This window comes from Vibrio sp. QJM3NY_26, assembly GCF_057786005.1.
Genome location: NZ_CM173515.1, coordinates 1312767 through 1333850, shown reverse-complemented (window position 1 = coordinate 1333850; position 21084 = coordinate 1312767). Strand labels below are relative to the sequence as shown.

The following is a 21084-nucleotide window of genomic DNA, read 5'->3' as shown; positions in this document are numbered from 1 at the left end:
CTATGAACAAACTATTCAGATCACCTGCGGTCGACTGGCCATTTAAGTTTGCTCAAAAGCTGGAACGAGCGAGAGACGAGCGCTTAAAGCAATTTTATAGCCAACCTCTTCCTGCACCTGATACGCCATTATCAGAAGTAACCTTCTTAGCTGTCGACTTTGAGACTACGGGTTTAAACCCAAACAAAGATGGCATCATTACCATTGGCCTTGTCCCGTTTACGCTAAATCGTATTTACTTACGACAAGCCAAACACTGGACACTGAGACCAAAGCAGAAATTAGAAGAAGACTCTGTAGTTATTCATGGCATCACTCACAACGACATCATTGACGCGCCAGACCTTAGCGAGGTGTTAGATGAGATATTAGAATCACTGGCGGGTCACATCCCAGTGGTTCATTACCGTCGTATCGAGCGTGATTTCTTGGATAACGCACTGAAAGTCAGATTAGGTGAAGGGATTGAGTTTCCGGTCCTCGACACGCTCGAGATTGAATCTCAAATCCAGAACAAACTGGCCGGCGGCTTATGGAATAAGCTAAAAGGCAAGAAGCCAGCGTCAGTGAGATTAGGGCAGAGCCGCCGTCGGTACCACTTACCCGACTACACGCCGCATCATGCATTAACAGATGCAATTGCGACCGCAGAGTTACTACAAGCGCAGATTGCACATCATTTTAGCCCTGACATGCCGGTTAAAGATTTCTGGTTATAGCTAGATTAAAGACAGTTAAATCGCACATGAAGCGATTAGCTTTTAACTTTTAACTTTTAACCACGAGTGCTCACCTCAGAACTAAAAACGCTCACATTATCTAAATAGTGAGCGTTTTGTTTTTGCGTATTAGGAAAAACTTACTCCGCTGTCGGACCAACTAATCGCATTTCCCAATCTTCGACTTTGCCAGTTTCAAGGCGACGCTCTATAAGTGCTCCCCAAGATTCGACTAAAGGTAGCTCCGCCAATTCTTTAAGCTCTTGTTTATCCAAACAACCTGTAAACACCGCTTCCATGATTCGAGTTAACGGCCATTCTGGATAAGGTCTTTCACATAAAATGATCTCATCTCCAGCACCGATCTCACCTTCTTCCAATACACGGAAATACCAGCCAGTTCTTAGCGTATCTTGCAGTCTTCTTGCCATATCATTTTGATCGAATCTCACATTCAGCTTCCAGCACGGCATACGCCCTTGTGAGACTTCCAACAATGTTGAACCAATGCGAATCTTATCTTTCAAGCAAATGGAGTGTTCCGTGATGCCGCTTGAGCTTAGGTTCTCGCCAAATGCGCCTGTAGATTGAAAGATGATTTTGTCACCTAGCTCTTCCTGCCAAACTGGGTAGTGCTCGCTTGGGTAGATATGAAGGGCTTTTTGAATACCACCGTGAAAGCGAGGGTCACCTTGTTCGTCATTGGTAAAACCAAGTTCTGTAGCATGCTGACGCTCAGGTGAAACCTGCTTGTTGATGGCACTATTTGCACCGTGTGCAAAGGCAACAGTTTTACCTACCAATACGCTATTTACTAAGCCTAACTTCTTCATATCTTTCCCTTTTACTTAAACTTATTTGCTGTTTTATACGAGCTAAAGCCAACTTATTGCTCGCCCAGTGATTTAAATACCGGAACCGCTGCTAATACTTCAATGTGGTTTTCTGCGCTCTTTAAGTAACGCGTTTCGCTGTTCGAAAGCAATAGATGACGCTGATAACCTTCTGTTTTCGGAAACTTAGCCAAGACCGTTTCGAGCGATGTTTCACACTTATTTTGGTTAATACCTTCAATCTCGACTTTGAATAGTAGTTGGTTTTCTTTCGATATTTCAACTTGATATCGCATACGCGTGCCCTCTCTACTTCATTCACTCTGCCGGGCATGATAGCCTAGTCTCGCCACGTCAGAATAGGGACATAAAGACACTTAACCATGCCAACCCGCCAAATAGATTCTCACTCCGGAATCATCACCTCAAATGAGATGATGGTCGCTAATCCTAATTCACCAGCGTTAGTGAAGACCATCGATATGCCCAAGGGCTACGTCGATGCAATGCACCAACATACATGGCATCAAGTGATCTTCCCGCTCAAAGGCCTATTGCAAACGAAAACCGATCACTACCAGCATCTTGTGCCCCATACTTCTGCTTTGTTTGTGCCTGCAGGGATTCAACATGAATCTATCGCATTGAACCATACGACGTTTGTCGGTATTTACCTTAATCCAGCCTTTGGTATTGAGTATGAGCCTCAAGTGCGAACCATTACCCTGACGCCGTTTTTGAATGAGTTATTGCAGGAAATTCGCAGACAGTGCGAAGGATTAGTGAGTGATGAAGAGGTATCGCGATTGCTCTCGGTATTGCACGATCAGATCATGAAAGACAACGTTCAGACCTATCAATTGTTGCTACCCGAAGACCGACGATTGAAGCTTATCTTTGAAGCGCTGACAGAGGCACCAACGTTGGACTTTTCGTTGAAGGAATGGGGAGGTAAAGTCGGTGCATCAGAGCGAACCTTATCGCGCTTATTCTCAAAAGAGTTCAACACGTCATTTCAGTTATGGCGACAACAAATCCGCCTGATTTACTCGTTGTCTTTGTTGGATGAAGAGTTCTCAATCCAGAATATTGCTGATCAAGTCGGTTATCAAAACGACTCGTCTTACATTAAAGCTTTCAAGGCATCTTTTGATGTAACCCCGCAGCAGTTTCGCTTTAGTGGTCGAAGAAGGTAATTAGGCCTCTATATTTTCACCTTCTATAGGAAACAAAAAGAGGAGCCTAAGCTCCTCTTTTCACTGGTAAACATCTAGGTCGCTTATTAAGCGTATTTCTCTTCGAAGTCTTTCATAAAGCTAACTAGTGCCTGAACGCCTTCCAGAGACATCGCATTGTAAAGTGAAGCTCTCATTCCACCCACCGCTCGGTGACCTTTTAACGATTTCAGACCTGCAGTATCAGCCAGCTCTAAGAACTTGCTGTCTAGCTCGGGTTTCGCCAACTGGAAAGGTACATTCATTCTTGAACGGTTTGCGGTGTGAACATCGTTTTTGTAGAAAGCAGAGCTATCAATCGCATTATAAAGCAACGCCGCTTTCTCTTTGTTCACCAACTCCATCGCTTCAACGCCACCTTGAGCTTTAAGCCACTTGAATACAAGGCCTGATAGGTACCAAGCGTACGTTGGCGGTGTGTTGAACATTGAGTCTTTTTCAGCAAGTACTTTGTAGTTCAGAATACTCGGCAATACTTCGTTTGCTAGTTCTAGTAGATCATCACGTACGATAGCAATGCAGATACCCGCTGGGCCGATATTCTTTTGAGCACCCGCGTAGATAACACCGTACTGAGACACATCGATCTTACGAGACAGAATGTTAGATGACATATCCGCGACGATTGGCTTATCCGTTTGAGGAAGCTCACTGATTTCAATGCCATCGATGGTTTCGTTTGGACAGAAATGTACGTACGCCGCTTCTGGGTCGATTTTCCAATCTTTAGCCGGAACAACCGCCGCTTTGCCATCAAGAGATGTCTTCGCGTTAAATACATCGATTTCGCAATATTTGCTCGCTTCAGTCACTGCGCTTTCTGCCCAGTAACCCGCATCAATGTAAGTTGCTTTCGTCGCGTCACCTAGAAGGTTTAGAGGAACAGCAGCGAATTGAGCACGAGCTCCCCCCTGACAGAAAAGAACTTTATAGTTGTCTGGGATGTTCAGAAGATCACGTAGGTCTTGCTCAGACTCATCGGCAACTTGAATAAACTCTTTGCTGCGATGGCTGATTTCCATAACGGAAGTGCCTAAACCATTCCAATCAATGAAGTCTGCTTGCGCTTGTTTCATTACCGGTTTAGGCAGTGCCGCTGGGCCAGCACTAAAGTTGAATACGTTATCTGATGTAAGTTCCATGGGGATAATTGCTCCTGCTAAATAATAACTATGAAAGTAATACCATGTTTTACCCAACATAAAAACAACAAAAGAGGTCTTAAGACCTCTTTTGTTTCGTACCGTACAAAATGTTTAACTTAACCCGTTAGATCGCCCTATCAGTATTAAGCCCGACTCTTTTTATTGAACAAAAGCCGGCATAAGCAGTGCAATTAATGGAATTTCTTGTCCATTTTCAAACACTAGATTTCCATTCTCTAGGTCAGCCGTGATTTCATAACCACTTTCTGTTTGCTTGATCATTTCCATCACGATCAATTCGTCGATACCTTCACGGATAAAAGGGTATTCTTCAACAAGCTCATTTGAGAAGCTAGATTGAACATTACCTGTTAATGCAGGAACAATCATTGAAGGGTTACTGCTGATGTTTTCTGTGCCTTCCGGTACGCTCACCAACCATTTAGATTCAAACTGACCTTTACCTAATTCTAACGACATATTGTTCATTGAAAGGTCGAAGCCTTTAGCAAACAGTACGTCGATGAACGGAATGATCTCAGCCACATCTTCTTGTGTCAGAACAGGGTTCGCCTGGTAAATTTCAAAGATTTTCTCAAACGACTGGCTGTCCAGTTTCGACATTTCAAAATCGACGTTTAGATTGTTCAACTGGCCTTCGTTGGTCTCAATATTGGCGACATCCAACTTAAGACTGCTGCTCAAGCGCTTAGTCGCTTCATCTAGATGCGATTCAAAATCGTACTTAGAGTTTTCGATGGTCATGAATGGCTGCCTTGCAGAATCTGAAATCAAGAAGCTATCAATAGTAAAATTCTGCGTGCCTAACCAGTAACCTTTTGCTTGCTGGCCTGAACCAATACCTTTTAAGTTTGAGAGTGTCACCTCTTCACCCGTTTCAAAATCAATTTGAACAGATGGGATAGAAAGCTGGTAATCAACCTGCCCTAATACAGTGGCATGGCCAGACAGATTCGACTTCGTGATAGATACCGAGGTACCATTTTCTTCTGAGCCTTGGTGATTGAACTGGCTTAACTCGAAGTTGAAATCCGTGTTGCCGTTTAGTTCAGTGCTGGTAGTCAGAGTAAGAGGCAGAATGTCAGTATTCTCAAACGTCGACAGCGCGTTTAAGCTCACTAAGCCATGGCTCACCGCACTATTAATGACAAACTCACTTGGTAAGCCATCGAGCGCAAGCTGCTCTTTCAAGCTCTCATCCGTCACAGTTACGCGAGTGGTTACAGTAGAAGAAAGGTAACCTCTATCGTATTCCACGATCTCAGCTTGAATGCTTGAATTGTTAAGCTTTGCAACGCCATCAGTAATCGCATTTTGTCCAATTTGCCCAACCGCTAATGGCCAACAAAGTGCCAATGAGATTGCTCCGCCAATTGCACCAATTTTTCTTAACTGTTCCATGAGTTCTCTTTCTACACTAGTCTGTTTTTTTTAGTCTAACCCATCAGTAGCAAACAAGAAACATTGAGTTAAATCAGTCTATTGCTCGATACTTCGATTGCCTCAATAAATTAACGGCTAGCTCTCATCCTTATTCAGCGGTTCTTGCTAGGCTAGAGACGTCGCTACTATTAAGGTTGAGCTGTGAATCAATACGCTGTTATCTGTTTGGACAATAATCCGGTTAGCATTGAAAGAATACGTTCGGAGCTGGCTCCGTTAGCTTCTGTATTCGATATTTATACTGCCGAGAACATAGAAGACGCGCATCACGCATTAGAAGATATCCATGATCACCACCAAACCGTTGCTTTAGTGATCACTCATCATCATTCTGGATTTAATGGTGTGCAATTTCTTATTGAACTGGAACAGCTGGCCCATAGTAATACCGCAAGAACGATATTAGTCAGCGCTTCGTCAGACATTCAATCCATTCTGACCGCGGTGAATGAAGGCCGGCTCAATCACTGCCTAACCAAACCCGTTCAAGATCAAGTTCTATTCAAATCGGCGCAAAAAGAGCTGACCTCTTTTGTTATCCAATACGACTCAGAAAACCTGTTATCTTACAGTGATGCGTTGGATCAACAGCGCTTATTCAGAGCGCACATCGAGCAAAAGATTCATTCTTTTCAATCGGGTTTCATTCACGACTACCACCAGCTTTCTGACAATGCCCTTGCAGAGCGTGTCGTCAGTGCATTACAAGATGTGTTTTCAAAAGATGACAAAACCAAGGCCATTCGAGACTACTCACCCGAACATCTCCTCACTGTAGAAGGTGAAGACAATCGCTTTTTATGGCTGATCATTGAAGGTGAAGCCGCTCTCTATAAAAAAGATGAGTTGGGGCAACAACGGGAAGTGGTACGACACTCTAAGGGCAACATTGTCGGCGGGATGTCATTTGTGACGGGTGAACCTTCATTCTCAACCGCGATAACCCTAACGCAAACACGAGTCATCAAACTGGATAAAGATAGCTTTGCTCAAGTGATGCACTCAAACAACACCCTGCTGCCGTTATTCACCAACCTATTGCTCCGTCACTTTAACCGCCGCTTGCAAAGAAGTATCACCAACAAAATCAAGCTGCAACAAACGTTGGAGTCACTAGAGTCTGCACATCAACAATTGATCGAGAAAGAGAAGATGGCGATGCTCGGGCAACTTGTCGCGGGGGTTGCTCATGAGTTGAACAACCCTATTGCTGCGATTTTACGAAGTATTGAAACCTTGTCTGAACATCTCGACCAGATACTCGTAAACTCGTCACTCCCAGAATCGAATAAAGGGACTGACGTGCTGGCGCATTCAAAATTAGCCAAGCCACTATCAACGGCTCAAGAGAGACAACTCGTAAAGCACCTCACCTCTACTATCGATGATCGTGCGCTAGCCAAAAAAGCCGTGAGACTAAACCTAAGCCAAGACTCTGCGGTTATAGACACCTTGAAAGACTCCCCTGTCGCAGGCAAAGAGCTGCTCAATGACTTAGAGCATTACCACTATGTGGGAAACTCTATCCGCTCAATTCAGGTATGCAGCAAGCGTATTGCCGATATGGTTAAAAGCCTTAAAAGCTATGCCCGAGAAGATGAAGAGGTTCGCCACTACGCAGACATTCACGAAGGGCTTGAAGATACCTTAGTGATCTTTGAAAACAGACTCAAACATCACCAACTCGAAAAACATTACGACACCGAATTACCGCCTTTATTGTGCCAGTCGCTCTCGCTACAACAAGTATGGACAAACCTGATCTCTAACGCACTCGATGCCCTTTCTGAACGAGGAAAAGTGTCAATCACTACCTCTCAACAGACGCAAGGTGACGACACATTTCTTGTAGTGGAAATCACCGACACCGGCCATGGCATTGCGAAAGAAGACATCAGCACCATTTTCAACCCAAATTTCACGACCAAAAAAGAAGGGAACTTTGGTTTAGGAATTGGTTTATCTATTTCTCAACAAATCGTTTCGGCTCATCAAGGGTTTATTTTGGTGGAGTCTGAGGTAGGCAGCCATACACATATGCAAGTGTGGCTTCCATTCAAACAAGAAGGAGCACCTCATGAATAAGTACCTAATTTTATGTGTCGATGATGAGCCTGAAGTCCTCAACAGTGTCCTTCAAGACTTAGCACCATTTGAAGAAAACTTTATTGTTGAAGGGGCCGAATCGGTCGATGAAGCCAAGCAGGTAATCAAAGAAATGGGACAAGATGGCATTAAACTCGCCTTAATCTTGTGCGACCACATCATGCCTGACAAAACCGGTATCGACTTTCTCATAGAACTCAATCAGAACGATTACACTAAGCCGACACGCAAACTACTGCTCACAGGGCAAGCTGGCCTGGAAGATACGGTTACCGCGATTAATAACGCAGCGCTCGATTTCTATATTTCTAAGCCTTGGCAAGGTGATCAGCTCAGAGAGACGATTACTCAACAACTGACCGACTATGTCATTGTAAACGACAAGCAATTGCTAAACTGGACTTCCATTTTAGATACCGAGCGCATCCTCACGTCAATGGCAAACAAGCGAACAAGCTTTGGTGAATAAGCTAATGCATTGTGAATCGACCTTAAATTTTGGTGAATAGTCCCATAAACATGGGATCTCAGTTGCAGAGCAGCGCCTAAATTGTATATTTTTTAGCTAAATGGCAAAGGATTGGCATTTTTATGGATTACTTTTCCACGAGTTAGATTAAACTGTCTCAATGTTTATGGTTTGCCTGATTTTTCTCAAGCCAAAGGAATTAACACTAAATAAAGGTTTACGGTCGTTATGCGCAAAATTCTACTTACTACCGCTATGCTATTGGCTTCTAGCCAAGCACTAGCTGTTGATGAACAACCACAAGTAATGAGCAACTTTAACTACGATTACTTTGAAGCACGTATCGGTGCTAGCCCAGTAACATTTGGTGGCGCGTTCAGTAAGTCAATTCACCCGAATGCTCACGCTATAGCACGTATCGATTCAGAATTTGAAGGCGATTACGACTCAGCTGTAGGTCTTGGTTTCCACGCTCCATTAAACAACTGGGCAGACCTAACAGGTGAAATGCTAGCTCGTATCGTTCAGCCTGAAAACTCAAGCTCTACTGATATCGGTATGGAAATCAACGTTGGTGTTCGCCAATGGCTTGGTCCACAACTAGAAGTTGGTGGTAAAGGTGGTTACGTTTCTATCGATGACAACGATGATTGGACGGGTTCTGTTTACGCGCGTTTCCACTCTACAGAGCTTTTCTCTTTAGGTGCTGAAGCTCGTATTAACGACTTCTACGGTGACCAGCTAATGTTCACGGCTCGTTTCAAGTACTAATACTTAACGCTCAAGCCCTAGCAAATAAGCTCTCCATGAGCACTTAGCCTTTTAAGAAATCCGGCTAGACAGAAACAAAAAAACCGAGGACATTCCTCGGTTTTTATTTATTAGTAATAATCTTAAGCATATAAGGCAAACTTCTTTAGTGGCAGCCCTTTAATAATTGCTGCTTGCGTGGCTCTTGTAATAGTTTCCAGTGAATACCATCAATTGCACCCGCAAATTTCCAAAGTAGTTTTAGGTCAACATCGTTTCCGTACGCTTTGCGAACCTTATTAAACACTTCAGGCGCGCCCAACTGCATAAACATTGAAACATCGTCCACACCCGCCTTTTTAACCATGCGCTCTAACGTAAGTTGCATGTTTGGTAGATCTCTCAATCGACGGCTAGCGGATGATTTCTTAAAGCTACGTTGCTGAATTGAATTATCGATTGAAGTACGAATAATACTATCCAATTCAGGATGTTCGCATGTAAACAGATCAGTAATATCGTAATAATTTACGGTAGCTGTTGTCTGTTTTTTTACATGACGATACTTTTCACAGTCAAGATCCGTCAGTTTTTTATCTAATGACTTTCCACCTCTGATGAATAAACAACCTTCACTCAATAAAGCGAACATAGCGTCATTTTGAAAGAGGCCGATACCTCCAAACATAGAACGTTTTTGATGCTCACCAAATTGATTCACGTAATTAATAAATGCTGTCTCGGTCATATCCGTTGATCCTTAATCAAATTACCCCGATTAGGTTCATTACCAGACAAGCAGCTTTTTATGCGAAAAATTTTTAATCTATTTTTTTATTCTTTAGGTGAATATTATGATTTCGTTTTCCACCTTTAAATAAATGATACTTCGAAAAGAAAAATAAGTCTGGGCTTAGTTCACATCAATCAATTGAGTATTATGATTTTTCATGATTGACATCACAGTAAACTATCAAACCATGCTTAAATTTCGACACCCAGTGATACACCCGTTCAAATTATTCAAGGTTATGTCGTCGGATGAGTATTGCTTCACAGCATCGCGGCTTGTAAAATGGCAGAACATACATGTTGTTACTTTTTTTATGAATCATTTATCGTTTTTCTGGCTACCACAAAATAAGGCTCTTCTCTTAAAGGGTCTAGAATCAGAGTTTGCCCAACTTGTTGGCCATTCTATTTCAGCGGGAAAAATAACACTTCCTCCGATCCCTAACGTTGTACTGAAAATTCAAAAGCTTTGCACTCTCGAATCAACCGGGATTGCCGAAGTTGCCGAATGCTTACTTGAAGACCCAGGCCTCACTGCTGTCGTCATTCGAGTGGCTAACTCTGTCGTATTCAACAGACGCAACATTACTTGCGTCGATATGATGACGGCTGTGTCACGCCTTGGCATATTAAGAGTGCGTGACATCGTTACGGCTCAGGCTATTGAACAACTCAAGCATTCAGTCAACCTGAGCAAAGAGTGTAATGAGTTACTGGTTCAGAGCGCTTCTGTCTCCAAAGAACTCGGCGCCACTATGGTACTGGTGACCAACGGCTTCAAAGAACTCTCCCCTATTGAATACCGCTACCTTGAACATGAGAAGTCACTGCTTGTTGGGTTGCTAGCTGACATTGGTTTGTTCTGTTTGGTCAGCGAATACCACCTCTACCTCGAGAATGGCAATTACCTAGACCACGATATCGCCCTACAAATATTCCAAGGCCAATGTTCTGCAACCAGTAAACTGGTGCTTAATCGTTGGGGCTTCGACAGCGACTTTATTGATGTGTGCAGTAATACCATTAATAGCCACGAAGAACGCGAAGTGTCTTACTTGGATATTGCACGAATCGCTAATCACCTGCTGATGTTCAGAAATAAGGATGAGAACATCGATGATCACGAAGTTGAACTTAACGTGACAGGTGCAGAGGTGCTTTATAAATTAAGCAACTTGAGCAAACATGATTTTAATGCAAAGCTAAGCGACGTGATCAATACTAGTGGCTTCTAAGTCACTGTTAAGTGACAAGTAAATGTAATATGAAGTAAATGCAGCGGGGAAAGCATGTTTACAGGGATGATCTTTATATTTGCACCACTCGTCGTGGGGTATCTTTTTTCTATTTCGAACGATCAGACGCTAGAATTTATCAACCGCTCGACATCGCGGTTGATCTACGTGATTCTCGCGTTAATGGGGCTAAGCTTAGCCGCCCTCGATAACCTAGGCAGTAATCTGCAGACAATCCTTCTTTACACCGTCACTTTCTTTGTCTGCTTAAGTGTTTGTAACCTAATGGCACTGCCCGCTATTGATAAGTTATTGCCACTCAAAACCGATAGTAGCAAGAAGAAGCTTCCCCTCTCTTCGATGGCAATGGAGTCTGCTAAACTGATCCTAGTTGTGGGTTCAGGCCTTATCGCTGGCTTAGTGCTCCCTATTGGCCTTGATTGGGTTGATACCGCCAGTGAATGGATTTTGTTTGTACTTCTCTTCTTTATTGGCATTCAACTGCGTAATAGCGGTTTAACACTTCGACAAATCTTGCTGAACAAACACGGCATGGTCATCGCAATCACGATTATCGTCACCTCAATGCTAGGTGGCGTTATCGCGGCTTACATTCTGGATATCCCTCTGTTCAAAGCCTTGGCTATGTCTTCTGGATTTGGTTGGTATTCTCTGGCTGGTATCTTGATGGGTGACGCCTTTGGTCCTGTTTATGGCGGCGCTTCTTTCATGCTTGAGCTGTTAAGAGAGTTGGTTGCCTTAGTACTGATTCCAGTGCTGATTCGCAGCTATCCGTGTACCTCTATAGGCTATGCAGGTGCTACGGCGATGGACTTTACTCTACCTGTCATTCAAACAACAGGCGGTGTGCGATGTGTGCCTATCGCTATCGTCAGTGGCTTTATCCTAAGCTTGCTTGTCCCGATTTTGATGTTGTTCTTTGTATCTCTTGCTAACTAGATCGCAGGAATAGCGTTTGTTTTAGATTAGAATGCAACTCGAATACCCATGCCCAAGACACCGATACAGTTACCGAAATAAAAAGACACTAAGTGTCATTGCTCAACAAATAACGATCACGGTAACCTGTAACGACAAAGTTATAAAAAGAATAAACTTACAAAAGGAACCACTATGAAACGCCTTTGCGTCGCATTACTGCTAGCTTCAACTTCTACTTTCTCTTTTGCAGCAGATTCAATGTCTGAAACAAACCAGTGCCAAGCAAAAAAATATGATGCGTACATCGACGCCTCTTTGAATTGGTATGCCGACCTTGCTGCATTGACCTCTGAGCAATACCCAGAGCTAACAGAAGTCAGTGAGTGGTTCCTAGAAGGTCGTAAGCACCACTTTGAGCTTAATCGTGCTGCAGTAAACTACTACCTTGTGAACGACTCAAGCAAAGTGGCTACAGAACAACCTGTCGAAGGTTGGCTACAACTAGAGCAACACGACATTAAAACGCTATCAACACGTGATGATGAGCTAGGTAAAATCGCGAAAACAACGTTCGACGACCGCCAGTCAACGCCTCATGCTCAAAACTACGAGCTACGCTCAGCCTTTGCAGAATTGCTTAGCCACCCTAAGCAAATCGATACGGCACTGCAACGCTACAATCAGTCAATTACTAAACTTGAAGCGATTAAGTGTAAATAACCCCTCATTTAATATGCTTTTTTGAGAAGTTGGATTTCATAATTAAGACGGGACATTGTTCCCGTTTTCGTTTAGATTGTCCCGCTCGCGTCAATATAAAAAACAATAAATCGCTTGCTATGGTTACGGAACAAAAAACAGCAGATGTTAGCTTCGACAGTCTTTTACGTATCTTCACGGTACCTGAAGGCCCAGATTCAACACTCACTCAAATTGAAGACAAACTTTCACGAAACCTGAATCAATTCTTACGTGAACACATTGTGGCTGAAGAAAAGCCGCTGCGTGAAATTGAGAAAGATTTTTCAAATGCTCATATCCCTGAGCAGCCTGAGTTTGTTTCTGAACATACTGAGCATCTCCTCGATTCTCTCGTGTCTCACTCGGTTCATACGTCTTCGCCAAGTTTTATTGGCCACATGACGTCTGCTCTGCCGTACTTTCTGATGCCGCTTTCTAAGATCATGATTGCGTTGAATCAGAATCTAGTAAAAATTGAGACCTCCAAAGCTTTCACGCCCCTAGAGCGTCAAGTTCTGGGTATGCTACATCGCTTGATCTACCAAGATGACGATCAGTTTTATTCACGCTGGATGCACAGTGCGAACCACTCTTTGGGTGCGTTTTGTTCTGGTGGTACCATCGCGAACATTACTGCGCTTTGGGTTGCACGCAACAATGCGCTGAAGGCACAAGGCTCATTCAAAGGTGTAGAAAAAGAAGGCTTGTTTAAAGCCATGAAACACTACGACTACGAAGGCCTAGCCATCTTAGTTTCTGAACGTGGTCACTACTCTCTGAAAAAAGCCGCAGATGTCCTTGGTATTGGTCAAGAAGGTCTAGTGTCTGTTAAGACGGATAACGACAACCGCATTTGCACTGACGATCTAAGACTCAAGATCGAGCAACTCAAGCAGAACAAGATCAAACCTTTCGCCGTCATTGGTGTGGCTGGTACAACCGAAACTGGTAATATCGACCCGCTAAGAGACATTGCTGAGGTGTGTGCCGAAACAGATTGTCACTTCCACGTAGATGCAGCTTGGGGCGGTGCGACTCTGATGTCGAACAATCATCGTCACCTGCTTGATGGCATCGAGCTAGCAGATTCAGTCACGATTGACGCACATAAACAGCTTTATATCCCTATGGGTGCGGGTATGGTGCTGTTTAAGAAACCAGATGCGATGACAGCGATCGAACATCATGCTCAATACATATTGCGTAAGGGTTCGAAAGATCTTGGTAGTCATACGTTAGAAGGCTCTCGTTCCGGTATGGCAATGCTTGTTTATGCGTCGATGCACATCATCAGCCGACCTGGCTACGAACTGCTAATCGACCAAAGCATCAACAAAGCGCGCTACTTTGCCGACCTGATTAAAAATCAAAGCGATTTCGAACTGGTTTCAGAGCCTGAGCTGTGCCTACTGACTTATCGCTACGTGCCTGAACCAGTTAAAGCGGCGCTGCTTAAAGCTGACGCAACAAAACGCGTTGAACTGAATGAGCTACTGAATGAACTGACCAAGTTTATTCAAAAGAAGCAGCGTGAAACAGGCAAGTCTTTCGTATCGCGAACGCGCTTAAATCCCGAAGCATGGGCGCATCAACCAATCATCGTTTTCCGGGTGGTGTTAGCAAATCCACTGACAGGTAATGATATTCTTTCTTCAGTGCTTGAAGAACAGCGTGAAATCTCTAAACTAGCACCTAACTTGATGAGTAAAATCACTAAACTGGTTACGCAAATCAACGCATAGTCATTCAATTTTAGTTGCATCAAATTGAAAATTTCTTTCTTTTTGATGTAACTAAGCTGTCAGTTCATACTCAATTTGCATTCTTTTTGCTCAAACTCTCTTCCAATTCTGTAGTTTTCTAAAATTTTGTTGAGGTTTGTCATATTCTTAAGCATTCATGCCGTGTTTTTGTATTAGTAAATAGTATGTTGGGTTTATACTGACTCTATGGTGCTAGTTAGCTTGATATCTATTTGATGCAGCAGTATTTACAAGACCGAATATAACTTTGGCTTTGTGTTTACTGATATTTGCTTCAGCCATACCCCCTGGTAAAAGATATTAACTAGCAAGTTGTTCTCTATACCCTTGTGAACACTATGAATACATTAGAAAAAATACAAAAAAACCTGGAAAATTTCAGCAAGTCTGAGCGTAAGGTAGCCGAAGTAATCATGGCTTCCCCTCAAACTGCAATTCATTCTAGCATTGCTACCTTAGCTAAAATGGCTGACGTGAGTGAGCCTACAGTTAACCGCTTCTGTCGTCGTTTAGACACAAAGGGCTTTCCTGACTTCAAACTTCACCTAGCTCAAAGCTTGGCGAACGGTACACCTTACGTGAACCGTAATGTTGAAGAAGATGATGGTCCAGATGCTTACACGCATAAGATTTTCGAATCAACTATGGCTTGTCTAGACGTAGCTAAAAACAGTCTAGACGCGATGCAAGTTAACCGTGCGGTTGACCTGCTGACTCAAGCAAAACGCATTTCATTCTTCGGACTGGGTGCCTCTTCTGCTGTAGCCAAAGATGCTCAAAACAAGTTCATTCGTTTCAATATCCCAATCACTTGTTTCGAAGACATCGTGATGCAACGCATGAGCTGCATTAACTGCAGTGACAACGACGTTATTGTTCTGATCTCTCACACTGGCCGCACAAAAAGCCAAGTTGAGATTGCGAACTTAGCTCGCGAGAACGGCGCAACAGTTATCGCTATCACAGCGAAAGACTCTCCATTAGATAAAGCGAGCTCGCTGTCTATCTCATTGGATGTACCGGAAGACACTGACGTTTACATGCCAATGGCAAGTCGCGTTGTTCAGATGACGGTTATTGATGTGCTAGCAACAGGCTTTACGCTTCGTCGTGGTTCTGGTTTCAGAGAGAACCTAAAGCGAGTGAAAGAGTCACTTCGTGATTCACGTTACGAGAAGTATTCTCAGTTTTAATCTGTTAAGGCATGAACTGAGAACAAGTTGAATTAAAGAACGGAGCCTAGTGCTCCGTTTTTATTTATCTGTTTATAATGGTTTATGCCGTGAACTGTTCGAAGACCGTTAGATCGTCCAGCTATTGCCTTTCTCTACAACATTATTCTCAGACGCATAAGAGTTAATAATGGTAAAACTCGACTCGGCAGTCTGTTCTTGCACAACTTGATTCATTGAAGCTTCCTCATGATCCCCTTCTCCACAACTGCACTCCTCGCAAACCTGCTTCAGAATATGTACAAGCCTCTCTTGATTCAACGGTAAAGGGTTTCCTTTAATCGCCACTGATTTGAGCGCATCGGCAGACACCTCATCAAACTGAGCTTCGCAGACACCAAATTCAAGTAAGCTTGGTAGCTTGAGTGTATCCAACACTTCAGATAACCAAGCAATCGCCTCTTCTTCTTTTGCTTCTACGTTACCCGTCACTATCTGAGCGATTCGCTGATAACGCGCTAATATGTCGTTTCTTTGCTGCTCTTTCGCTACGGCTATGTTTTCTAACATCACAAATGGCGCCAAGCGCGCTGTAATCACACTGTGCGGCGCAGAAATTTTACCTCCTAACGCAGAAGCTAACCCGTGCGCAGCGCCGAGCTTAGCATTGGTTATCGCCATTCCTCCGAGCATAGAAGCGAAGGCAAGATCAGAACGCGCTTGAGGTTCATCATAGATACACGCCTGAATGACAGAACGACTCAGCTTACGCAACCCTTCTTCACAAATCATATCGGTTAACGGATTCGGTTCACCACACACATAGGCTTCCATTAAATGGGTAAATGCGTCCATAGCGCCGCGGCCAGATAAATACGGATTAGTGCCATGGGTTAATGCTGGGTCAACAATCGCGACGTCAGCTAGCATGTCTGGGCTTCTAAGGCTTATCTTGACTTGGTCTTGGCCTGATTTAAGTACCGCATTTTTAGTAACCTCAGCGCCAGTACTCGCTGTGGTTGGAATAGCGATAAACGGCAGTGGTTTGGTTTTAAGAGGAACATTACGCCCAACCACTTCAACATAGTCGTATAAATTACCTTGATTAGGTAAAACCGCAGCTAACGCTTTTCCCATATCAATGGCACTGCCACCACCCATTGCCACCACCATATCAGGTTTAAATCGCCGAGCAGACGTGGCAGCCTCTTCAACCATTTTGATATTGGGTTCACCGGAAACGGCAATGTGCTGGTAACGCATACTCTGCGCATCTAGATAATCAGTAACAAGTGAGGTGCGTTCTAATGTATTTCCAGTAACCAATAACACGCTGTAGCCGTATTGATTAAAGAGAGACAATGAAGCGGGAAGTGCCCCATCACCAAAGATGATCTTTGTAGATGTCATAAATTGAAACATGGAGCCTCCTGCGCCTATGACTAAACAAAACTACGAACTCTTGGTTTTTTTGAAATTCTTGTTTTTTAGCATTTAATCTTCGGAATACAACCTTCGAAATGTAACCTTTGCACTTGTAACACAATGCCTACACGTTAAATACGAGCATACTAAAATGGGGTTACATCAGGTAGCTTACCGAATATGGTTCTATACCCAATGATAAGATGCCTCGTTCTGTGTTTGATTTTTTTGACGAGGTGCAACTTGTCACACTAAAGATGGATTAAAGTCGCAATCTTAGGGGTAATTCACACTCTGATATTAAGGGTACTTAACAATGGTAGAGGCCTGTGAACGCGACCCTGCGTTTTTATGATTAATATTTGCGCTGATAGGCAAAACCTATCGTATTAAGAGGCAATTCCATCTTTATTTCCCCATGGCATTGAGGCATAGTTGGTTTTAAGAAATTTTGAGTGGCATTCATTAAAGAATAGTTAACATAATTGAGTTAACGAGCCTCATCCCGTATTTAGGAGAAATTAAATGTTTGTAGTTATTTTTGGTCGCCCTGCTTGCCCATTCTGTGTTCGTGCAAAAGAGCATGCTGAAACTCTTAAAGCTAAACGCGATGACTTCAACTACCGTTACGTTGACATCCACGCTGAAGGCATCAGCAAAGCTGACCTAGAGAAGACTGTTGGTAAGCCTGTAGACACAGTGCCACAAATCTTCATCGACCAAGACCACATCGGCGGCTGCACAGAATTTGAAGCATACGCAAAAGAAAACCTAGGTCTTTTCGACTAAGCTAGGATTTCTCATACGAGAATCGAGGCTACGGCCTTAAACAGCTGACTAATTTACGCGTTAGACTGTACGATTTATATCAAGCCCGCTCACTGTAGCGGGCTTTTTTTATGACCAGTTTTCGTACGGAATAATAATAAAGTCAAAATCAAGTAAAATAGCAAAATATCGCTTATATTTAATTTATATTTAGATACAATTCACCTCTCAAACTTACCCTGTGTTTCACGCCAATTATTGAGCGACCACTGTGAATATCGACGTTGTTTTTCTGTTAGAACAAAACCCCATTCTCCTCATCTTTGTTGTTTTATCGATTGGATTAGCCATTGGTAAAATTCGTTTCGGTAGCCTCCAACTTGGCAATTCAATCGGTGTTCTGATTACTTCCCTTATCATGGGACATCTTGGTTTTTCGTTTAACGCTGATGCGCTCACGATTGGCTTCATGCTTTTCATCTACTGTGTGGGTATTGAAGCAGGACCAAACTTCTTTGGTATCTTCTTTAGAGACGGTAAGCACTATCTCATTCTGAGCCTTGTGGTGCTCTCTACCGCAATTGCTTTAACGTATTTCAGTAGTCACTACCTTGGGTTAGGCTTTGGTTTATCCGCAGGCATGATGGCGGGGGCCTTAACAGCAACGCCTATATTAGTAGGTGCTCAAGATGCTCTGAATTCTGGGCTTGCAGAATTACCAAGAAACATGGATATAGGCCTGATCATCGAGAACCTCTCCGTTGGTTATGCGATGGCTTACTTAGTTGGCTTAATCAGTATGATTATGTTTGCTCGCCTTATTCCAAAGCTTCAGAAAGTTAACCTACACGATTCAGCTGAGCAAATCGCCCAAGAGCGTGGCTTAGGTGCTTCAGGGCAACGTAAGGTTTACCTTCCAATCATACGAGCTTACCGCGTAGGACAAGAGCTTATATCTTGGACAGACGGTAAGAACCTTCGTGAACTGGGTATTTATCGCCAAACGGGCTGTTACATCGAACGTATTCGCCGTAATGGTATTCTTGCCCACCCAGATGGTGATGCGATCCTGCAAGAAGGTGATGAGATCGCATTGGTAGGCTTCCCTGATAGCCACGCGCGTCTCGACCCGAGCTTCCGTAATGGTAAAGAGGTTTTCGACCGTAACCTTCTCGACCTTCGTATCGTTGAAGAAGAGATCGTAGTTAAGAGTGACAGCATCGCAGGTAAGCGTCTATCCGACTTGAACCTATCTGAATACGGCTGTTTCCTTAACCGCGTAGTACGTGCTCAAATTGAAATGCCAATGGACTTAAATATCGTGCTTTCTAAAGGCGATGTCCTGCAGGTCAGTGGTGAAAAGAGTCGCGTTCACGGTCTAGCTGAGAAAATTGGTTTCATCTCAATCCACAGCCAAATGGCGGATTTGATGGCCTTCTGTAGCTTCTTCATTCTGGGTATTTTGTTTGGTTTGATCACCATGACATTCGGTCAGGTATCGTTTGGATTAGGTAATGCGGTTGGCCTGCTTTTATCCGGCATCATGCTTGGCTTCTTAAGAGCAAACCACCCTACTTTCGGTTATGTGCCTCAGGGAGCATTGAACATGGTCAAAGACCTGGGTTTGATGTTCTTCATGGTCGGTATAGGCTTAAGTGCCGGCGGTAAGATGTTTGAACACTTGACCCAAGTAGGCCCTCAGGTCATCGGTATTGCTCTAGTAGTGAGTGTTCTGCCGGTATTCTTCGCTTACTTAGTCGGTGCTTACGTATTGAAGATGAACCGAGCTCTACTATTTGGTGCCATCATTGGCGCGCGAACCTGTGCTCCGGCGATGGACATCGTAAATGACCACGCTCGCTCAACTATCCCTGCTCTGGGTTACGCGGGTACGTACGCGATTGCCAATATATTGATGACCTTAGCAGGTACTTTCATCATCATAATTAGCTAGTAGCTGCGGCTTTAAAAGCAGCCAAGCTTAGATATTTCAAATGCACTAATTCATCTTTGGATTAGTGCATTTTTATTACTTCTTCTCAGCTTTTAACGCATCCCAAGTCTGCTGTTAGAGCTTTTGCATCCCACTATTCGTATCTGCTCTTAAATCTTTTCGCATCTCGCCACTCGAATCCCGCATCTGCTTTTATTTTTCCATGTCTGCTTTTTATCTCTTTCCTCAAACGACAGACAAAAAAATAGGCGCTCAATGAGCGCCTATTTCGTTTTGATTCGATTGTTTGAATTAGATGTCAGCTACATCAAATTCAACAGCAGTATCAACGTCAGCTTCGTAATCAACGCCTTCAACACCAAAACCGAACAGCTTCAAGAACTCTTCTTTGTACTCAACGTAGTCAGTCAGTTCTTTTAGGTTTTCAGTTGTGATTTGAGGCCATAGGTTACGACAATGCTCTTGAATGTCGTCACGAAGTTCTAGGTCGTCTAGACGTAGACGGTTCACTTCGTCAACTTCTGCTGCGCTGCCATCTTCTTTGTATAGACGTTGGCTGAACATACGGAAGATCTGTTCCATACAACCTTCGTGAATACCTTCTTCACGCATCTTCTTGAACACCATAGCGATGTAAAGAGGCATAACAGGAATCGCAGAGCTTGCTTGAGTCACAACAGACTTAAGAACAGCAACGTTTGCAGTACCGCCAGTTTGGCCTAGTTTTTCGTTCAGCGCTGATGCTGCACGATCTAGATCCATCTTAGCTTTACCTAGCGCGCCATCCCAGTAGATTGGCCACGTTAATTCAGTACCGATGTAGCTGTAAGCAACAGTCTTACAACCGTCAGCGAGAACACCCGCTTCAGAAAGTGCGTTGATCCAAAGTTCCCAATCTTCACCGCCCATTACAGTAACAGTATCTTTGATCTCTTCTTCAGTAGCAGGCTCAACGCTTGCTTCGATGATCGCATCTTTGTTTGTATCTACCGCTGTAGATGTGTACGTTTCGCCGATAGGCTTAAGAGCTGAACGAATCACTTCGCCAGTCTCTGGCATTTTACGCACTGGAGATGCCAGTGAGTAAACAACCATATCGATTTGGCCTAGATCTTCTTTGATCAGGTCAATTGTTTTCTGTTTCGCTTCGTTAGAGAAAGCATCGCCATTAAGGCTTTTTGAATACAGGCCTTCTTCTTTAGCTAGCTTGTCGAACGCTGCTGAGTTGTAGAAACCAGCTGTGCCCGGTTTTTTCTCAGTACCGGCTTTCTCGAAGAAAACACCGATAGTAGAAGCACCGCCACCAAATGCAGCCGCAATACGTGAAGACAAGCCGTAGCCACTTGAAGAGCCAACAACGAGTACACGTTTAGGTGCGTTTGCGATTGGGCCTTGAGCTTTTGTGTAAGCAATTTGTTCTTTTACATTAGCTTCACAACCGACTGGATGTGTTGTAGTACAGATGAATCCGCGAATTCGAGGTTTGATGATCATATTCAACTTCCTTAAAAAATCAGGGTAAGGATAAAAGTTTCGTACGCAAATGGCATCTAATTTCTGTAAAAATGTGG

At 43.5% G+C, this 21084-nt stretch carries 19 protein-coding genes; 12 read left to right on the top strand and 7 right to left on the bottom strand.

The window, feature by feature from the left end:
- Positions 1-2: 2 nt before the first annotated feature.
- Positions 3-719 carry a 3'-5' exonuclease gene (locus tag AC3CH4_RS06010; protein ID WP_004734700.1) on the top strand — a complete coding sequence of 239 codons (717 nt, stop codon included), beginning with the start codon at positions 3-5 and terminating at the stop codon, positions 717-719.
- Between the two features lie 140 nt (positions 720-859).
- Here AC3CH4_RS06010 and AC3CH4_RS06005 read toward each other — a convergent pair whose 3' ends face one another.
- Positions 860-1552, bottom strand: a complete 693-nt coding sequence (locus tag AC3CH4_RS06005) for an MOSC domain-containing protein (RefSeq protein ID WP_488543441.1) — start codon at positions 1550-1552, stop codon at positions 860-862.
- Between the two features lie 53 nt (positions 1553-1605).
- Positions 1606-1848, bottom strand: coding sequence for a hypothetical protein (locus tag AC3CH4_RS06000; protein WP_428783547.1), 243 nt, complete (start codon positions 1846-1848; stop codon positions 1606-1608).
- 87 nt (positions 1849-1935) lie between these two features.
- On the opposite strand from AC3CH4_RS06000, the gene AC3CH4_RS05995 reads away from it, so the two are divergent.
- The gene (locus AC3CH4_RS05995; RefSeq protein WP_428785578.1) at positions 1936-2748 is read left to right on the top strand and encodes an AraC family transcriptional regulator; all 813 of its coding nucleotides are present in this window, start codon (positions 1936-1938) and stop codon (positions 2746-2748) included.
- Between the two features lie 86 nt (positions 2749-2834).
- Here AC3CH4_RS05995 and serC read toward each other — a convergent pair whose 3' ends face one another.
- Positions 2835-3929, bottom strand: a complete 1095-nt coding sequence (gene serC / locus AC3CH4_RS05990) for a 3-phosphoserine/phosphohydroxythreonine transaminase (protein WP_488543440.1) — start codon at positions 3927-3929, stop codon at positions 2835-2837.
- A 162-nt stretch (positions 3930-4091) separates the two neighbouring features.
- Positions 4092-5354, bottom strand: a complete 1263-nt coding sequence (locus AC3CH4_RS05985; protein WP_171314653.1) for a DUF945 family protein — start codon at positions 5352-5354, stop codon at positions 4092-4094.
- Positions 5355-5537: 183 nt separating this feature from the next.
- Here AC3CH4_RS05985 and AC3CH4_RS05980 point away from each other — a divergent pair, with 183 nt between their 5' ends.
- The 3 genes from AC3CH4_RS05980 (at position 5538) to AC3CH4_RS05970 (ending at position 8742) form a co-directional block, all read left to right on the top strand.
- A complete protein-coding gene (locus AC3CH4_RS05980; RefSeq protein ID WP_488543439.1) occupies positions 5538-7481 on the top strand; it encodes an ATP-binding protein in 1944 nt (647 codons plus the stop codon).
- Positions 7474-7971, top strand: coding sequence for a response regulator (locus AC3CH4_RS05975; RefSeq protein WP_237290636.1), 498 nt, complete (start codon positions 7474-7476; stop codon positions 7969-7971). Before AC3CH4_RS05980 ends, AC3CH4_RS05975 begins: the two co-directional genes overlap by 8 nt.
- A gap of 228 nt (positions 7972-8199) precedes the next feature.
- A complete protein-coding gene (locus tag AC3CH4_RS05970; protein WP_004734692.1) occupies positions 8200-8742 on the top strand; it encodes a hypothetical protein in 543 nt (180 codons plus the stop codon).
- A 145-nt stretch (positions 8743-8887) separates the two neighbouring features.
- On the opposite strand, the gene AC3CH4_RS05965 is transcribed toward AC3CH4_RS05970, so the two are convergent.
- On the bottom strand, positions 8888-9469 hold the full coding sequence (locus tag AC3CH4_RS05965) for a TfoX/Sxy family DNA transformation protein (protein WP_004734691.1): 582 nt from the start codon (positions 9467-9469) through the stop codon (positions 8888-8890).
- Between the two features lie 358 nt (positions 9470-9827).
- Between AC3CH4_RS05965 and AC3CH4_RS05960 the strand changes: the two genes are divergently transcribed.
- The 5 genes from AC3CH4_RS05960 (at position 9828) to AC3CH4_RS05940 (ending at position 15387) form a co-directional block, all read left to right on the top strand.
- Positions 9828-10748 (top strand): HDOD domain-containing protein, encoded by a 921-nt coding sequence (locus AC3CH4_RS05960; protein ID WP_004734690.1) that lies wholly within the window; start codon positions 9828-9830, stop codon positions 10746-10748.
- Between the two features lie 54 nt (positions 10749-10802).
- Positions 10803-11708 carry a LysO family transporter gene (locus AC3CH4_RS05955; RefSeq protein ID WP_054546575.1) on the top strand — a complete coding sequence of 302 codons (906 nt, stop codon included), beginning with the start codon at positions 10803-10805 and terminating at the stop codon, positions 11706-11708.
- Positions 11709-11882: 174 nt separating this feature from the next.
- Positions 11883-12410, top strand: coding sequence for a hypothetical protein (locus AC3CH4_RS05950; protein WP_004734688.1), 528 nt, complete (start codon positions 11883-11885; stop codon positions 12408-12410).
- Between the two features lie 119 nt (positions 12411-12529).
- Positions 12530-14173, top strand: coding sequence for a pyridoxal-dependent aspartate 1-decarboxylase PanP (gene panP, locus AC3CH4_RS05945; RefSeq protein ID WP_054546576.1), 1644 nt, complete (start codon positions 12530-12532; stop codon positions 14171-14173).
- A 359-nt stretch (positions 14174-14532) separates the two neighbouring features.
- The gene (locus AC3CH4_RS05940) at positions 14533-15387 is read left to right on the top strand and encodes a MurR/RpiR family transcriptional regulator (protein ID WP_004734686.1); all 855 of its coding nucleotides are present in this window, start codon (positions 14533-14535) and stop codon (positions 15385-15387) included.
- A 108-nt stretch (positions 15388-15495) separates the two neighbouring features.
- Here AC3CH4_RS05940 and AC3CH4_RS05935 read toward each other — a convergent pair whose 3' ends face one another.
- Positions 15496-16788 (bottom strand): iron-containing alcohol dehydrogenase, encoded by a 1293-nt coding sequence (locus AC3CH4_RS05935; protein ID WP_488543438.1) that lies wholly within the window; start codon positions 16786-16788, stop codon positions 15496-15498.
- 528 nt (positions 16789-17316) lie between these two features.
- Here AC3CH4_RS05935 and AC3CH4_RS05930 point away from each other — a divergent pair.
- Both AC3CH4_RS05930 and AC3CH4_RS05925 read left to right on the top strand, forming a co-directional pair.
- Positions 17317-17580 carry a GrxA family glutaredoxin gene (locus AC3CH4_RS05930; RefSeq protein ID WP_009847069.1) on the top strand — a complete coding sequence of 88 codons (264 nt, stop codon included), beginning with the start codon at positions 17317-17319 and terminating at the stop codon, positions 17578-17580.
- A gap of 250 nt (positions 17581-17830) precedes the next feature.
- Positions 17831-19513, top strand: coding sequence for an aspartate:alanine antiporter (locus tag AC3CH4_RS05925; protein WP_017077841.1), 1683 nt, complete (start codon positions 17831-17833; stop codon positions 19511-19513).
- A 291-nt stretch (positions 19514-19804) separates the two neighbouring features.
- Here AC3CH4_RS05925 and fabV read toward each other — a convergent pair whose 3' ends face one another.
- Entirely contained in the window at positions 19805-21007 is a 1203-nt protein-coding gene (gene fabV / locus AC3CH4_RS05920) for an enoyl-ACP reductase FabV (RefSeq protein ID WP_029224510.1), read from the bottom strand.
- Positions 21008-21084: the final 77 nt, after the last annotated feature.

Coding starts and splice junctions, on each gene's coding strand:
- AC3CH4_RS05930 (WP_009847069.1), top strand. CDS start 17,317: ATGTTTGTAGTTATTTTTGGTCGCCCTGCTTGCCCATTCTGTGTTCGT.
- AC3CH4_RS06010 (WP_004734700.1), top strand. CDS start 3: ATGAACAAACTATTCAGATCACCTGCGGTCGACTGGCCATTTAAGTTT.
- fabV (WP_029224510.1), bottom strand. CDS start 21,007: ATGATCATCAAACCTCGAATTCGCGGATTCATCTGTACTACAACACAT.
- AC3CH4_RS05960 (WP_004734690.1), top strand. CDS start 9,828: ATGAATCATTTATCGTTTTTCTGGCTACCACAAAATAAGGCTCTTCTC.
- AC3CH4_RS06000 (WP_428783547.1), bottom strand. CDS start 1,848: ATGCGATATCAAGTTGAAATATCGAAAGAAAACCAACTACTATTCAAA.
- AC3CH4_RS05970 (WP_004734692.1), top strand. CDS start 8,200: ATGCGCAAAATTCTACTTACTACCGCTATGCTATTGGCTTCTAGCCAA.
- AC3CH4_RS05975 (WP_237290636.1), top strand. CDS start 7,474: ATGAATAAGTACCTAATTTTATGTGTCGATGATGAGCCTGAAGTCCTC.
- AC3CH4_RS05940 (WP_004734686.1), top strand. CDS start 14,533: ATGAATACATTAGAAAAAATACAAAAAAACCTGGAAAATTTCAGCAAG.
- AC3CH4_RS06005 (WP_488543441.1), bottom strand. CDS start 1,552: ATGAAGAAGTTAGGCTTAGTAAATAGCGTATTGGTAGGTAAAACTGTT.
- AC3CH4_RS05995 (WP_428785578.1), top strand. CDS start 1,936: ATGCCAACCCGCCAAATAGATTCTCACTCCGGAATCATCACCTCAAAT.
- AC3CH4_RS05950 (WP_004734688.1), top strand. CDS start 11,883: ATGAAACGCCTTTGCGTCGCATTACTGCTAGCTTCAACTTCTACTTTC.
- AC3CH4_RS05965 (WP_004734691.1), bottom strand. CDS start 9,469: ATGACCGAGACAGCATTTATTAATTACGTGAATCAATTTGGTGAGCAT.
- serC (WP_488543440.1), bottom strand. CDS start 3,929: ATGGAACTTACATCAGATAACGTATTCAACTTTAGTGCTGGCCCAGCG.
- AC3CH4_RS05935 (WP_488543438.1), bottom strand. CDS start 16,788: ATGTTTCAATTTATGACATCTACAAAGATCATCTTTGGTGATGGGGCA.
- panP (WP_054546576.1), top strand. CDS start 12,530: ATGGTTACGGAACAAAAAACAGCAGATGTTAGCTTCGACAGTCTTTTA.
- AC3CH4_RS05955 (WP_054546575.1), top strand. CDS start 10,803: ATGTTTACAGGGATGATCTTTATATTTGCACCACTCGTCGTGGGGTAT.
- AC3CH4_RS05985 (WP_171314653.1), bottom strand. CDS start 5,354: ATGGAACAGTTAAGAAAAATTGGTGCAATTGGCGGAGCAATCTCATTG.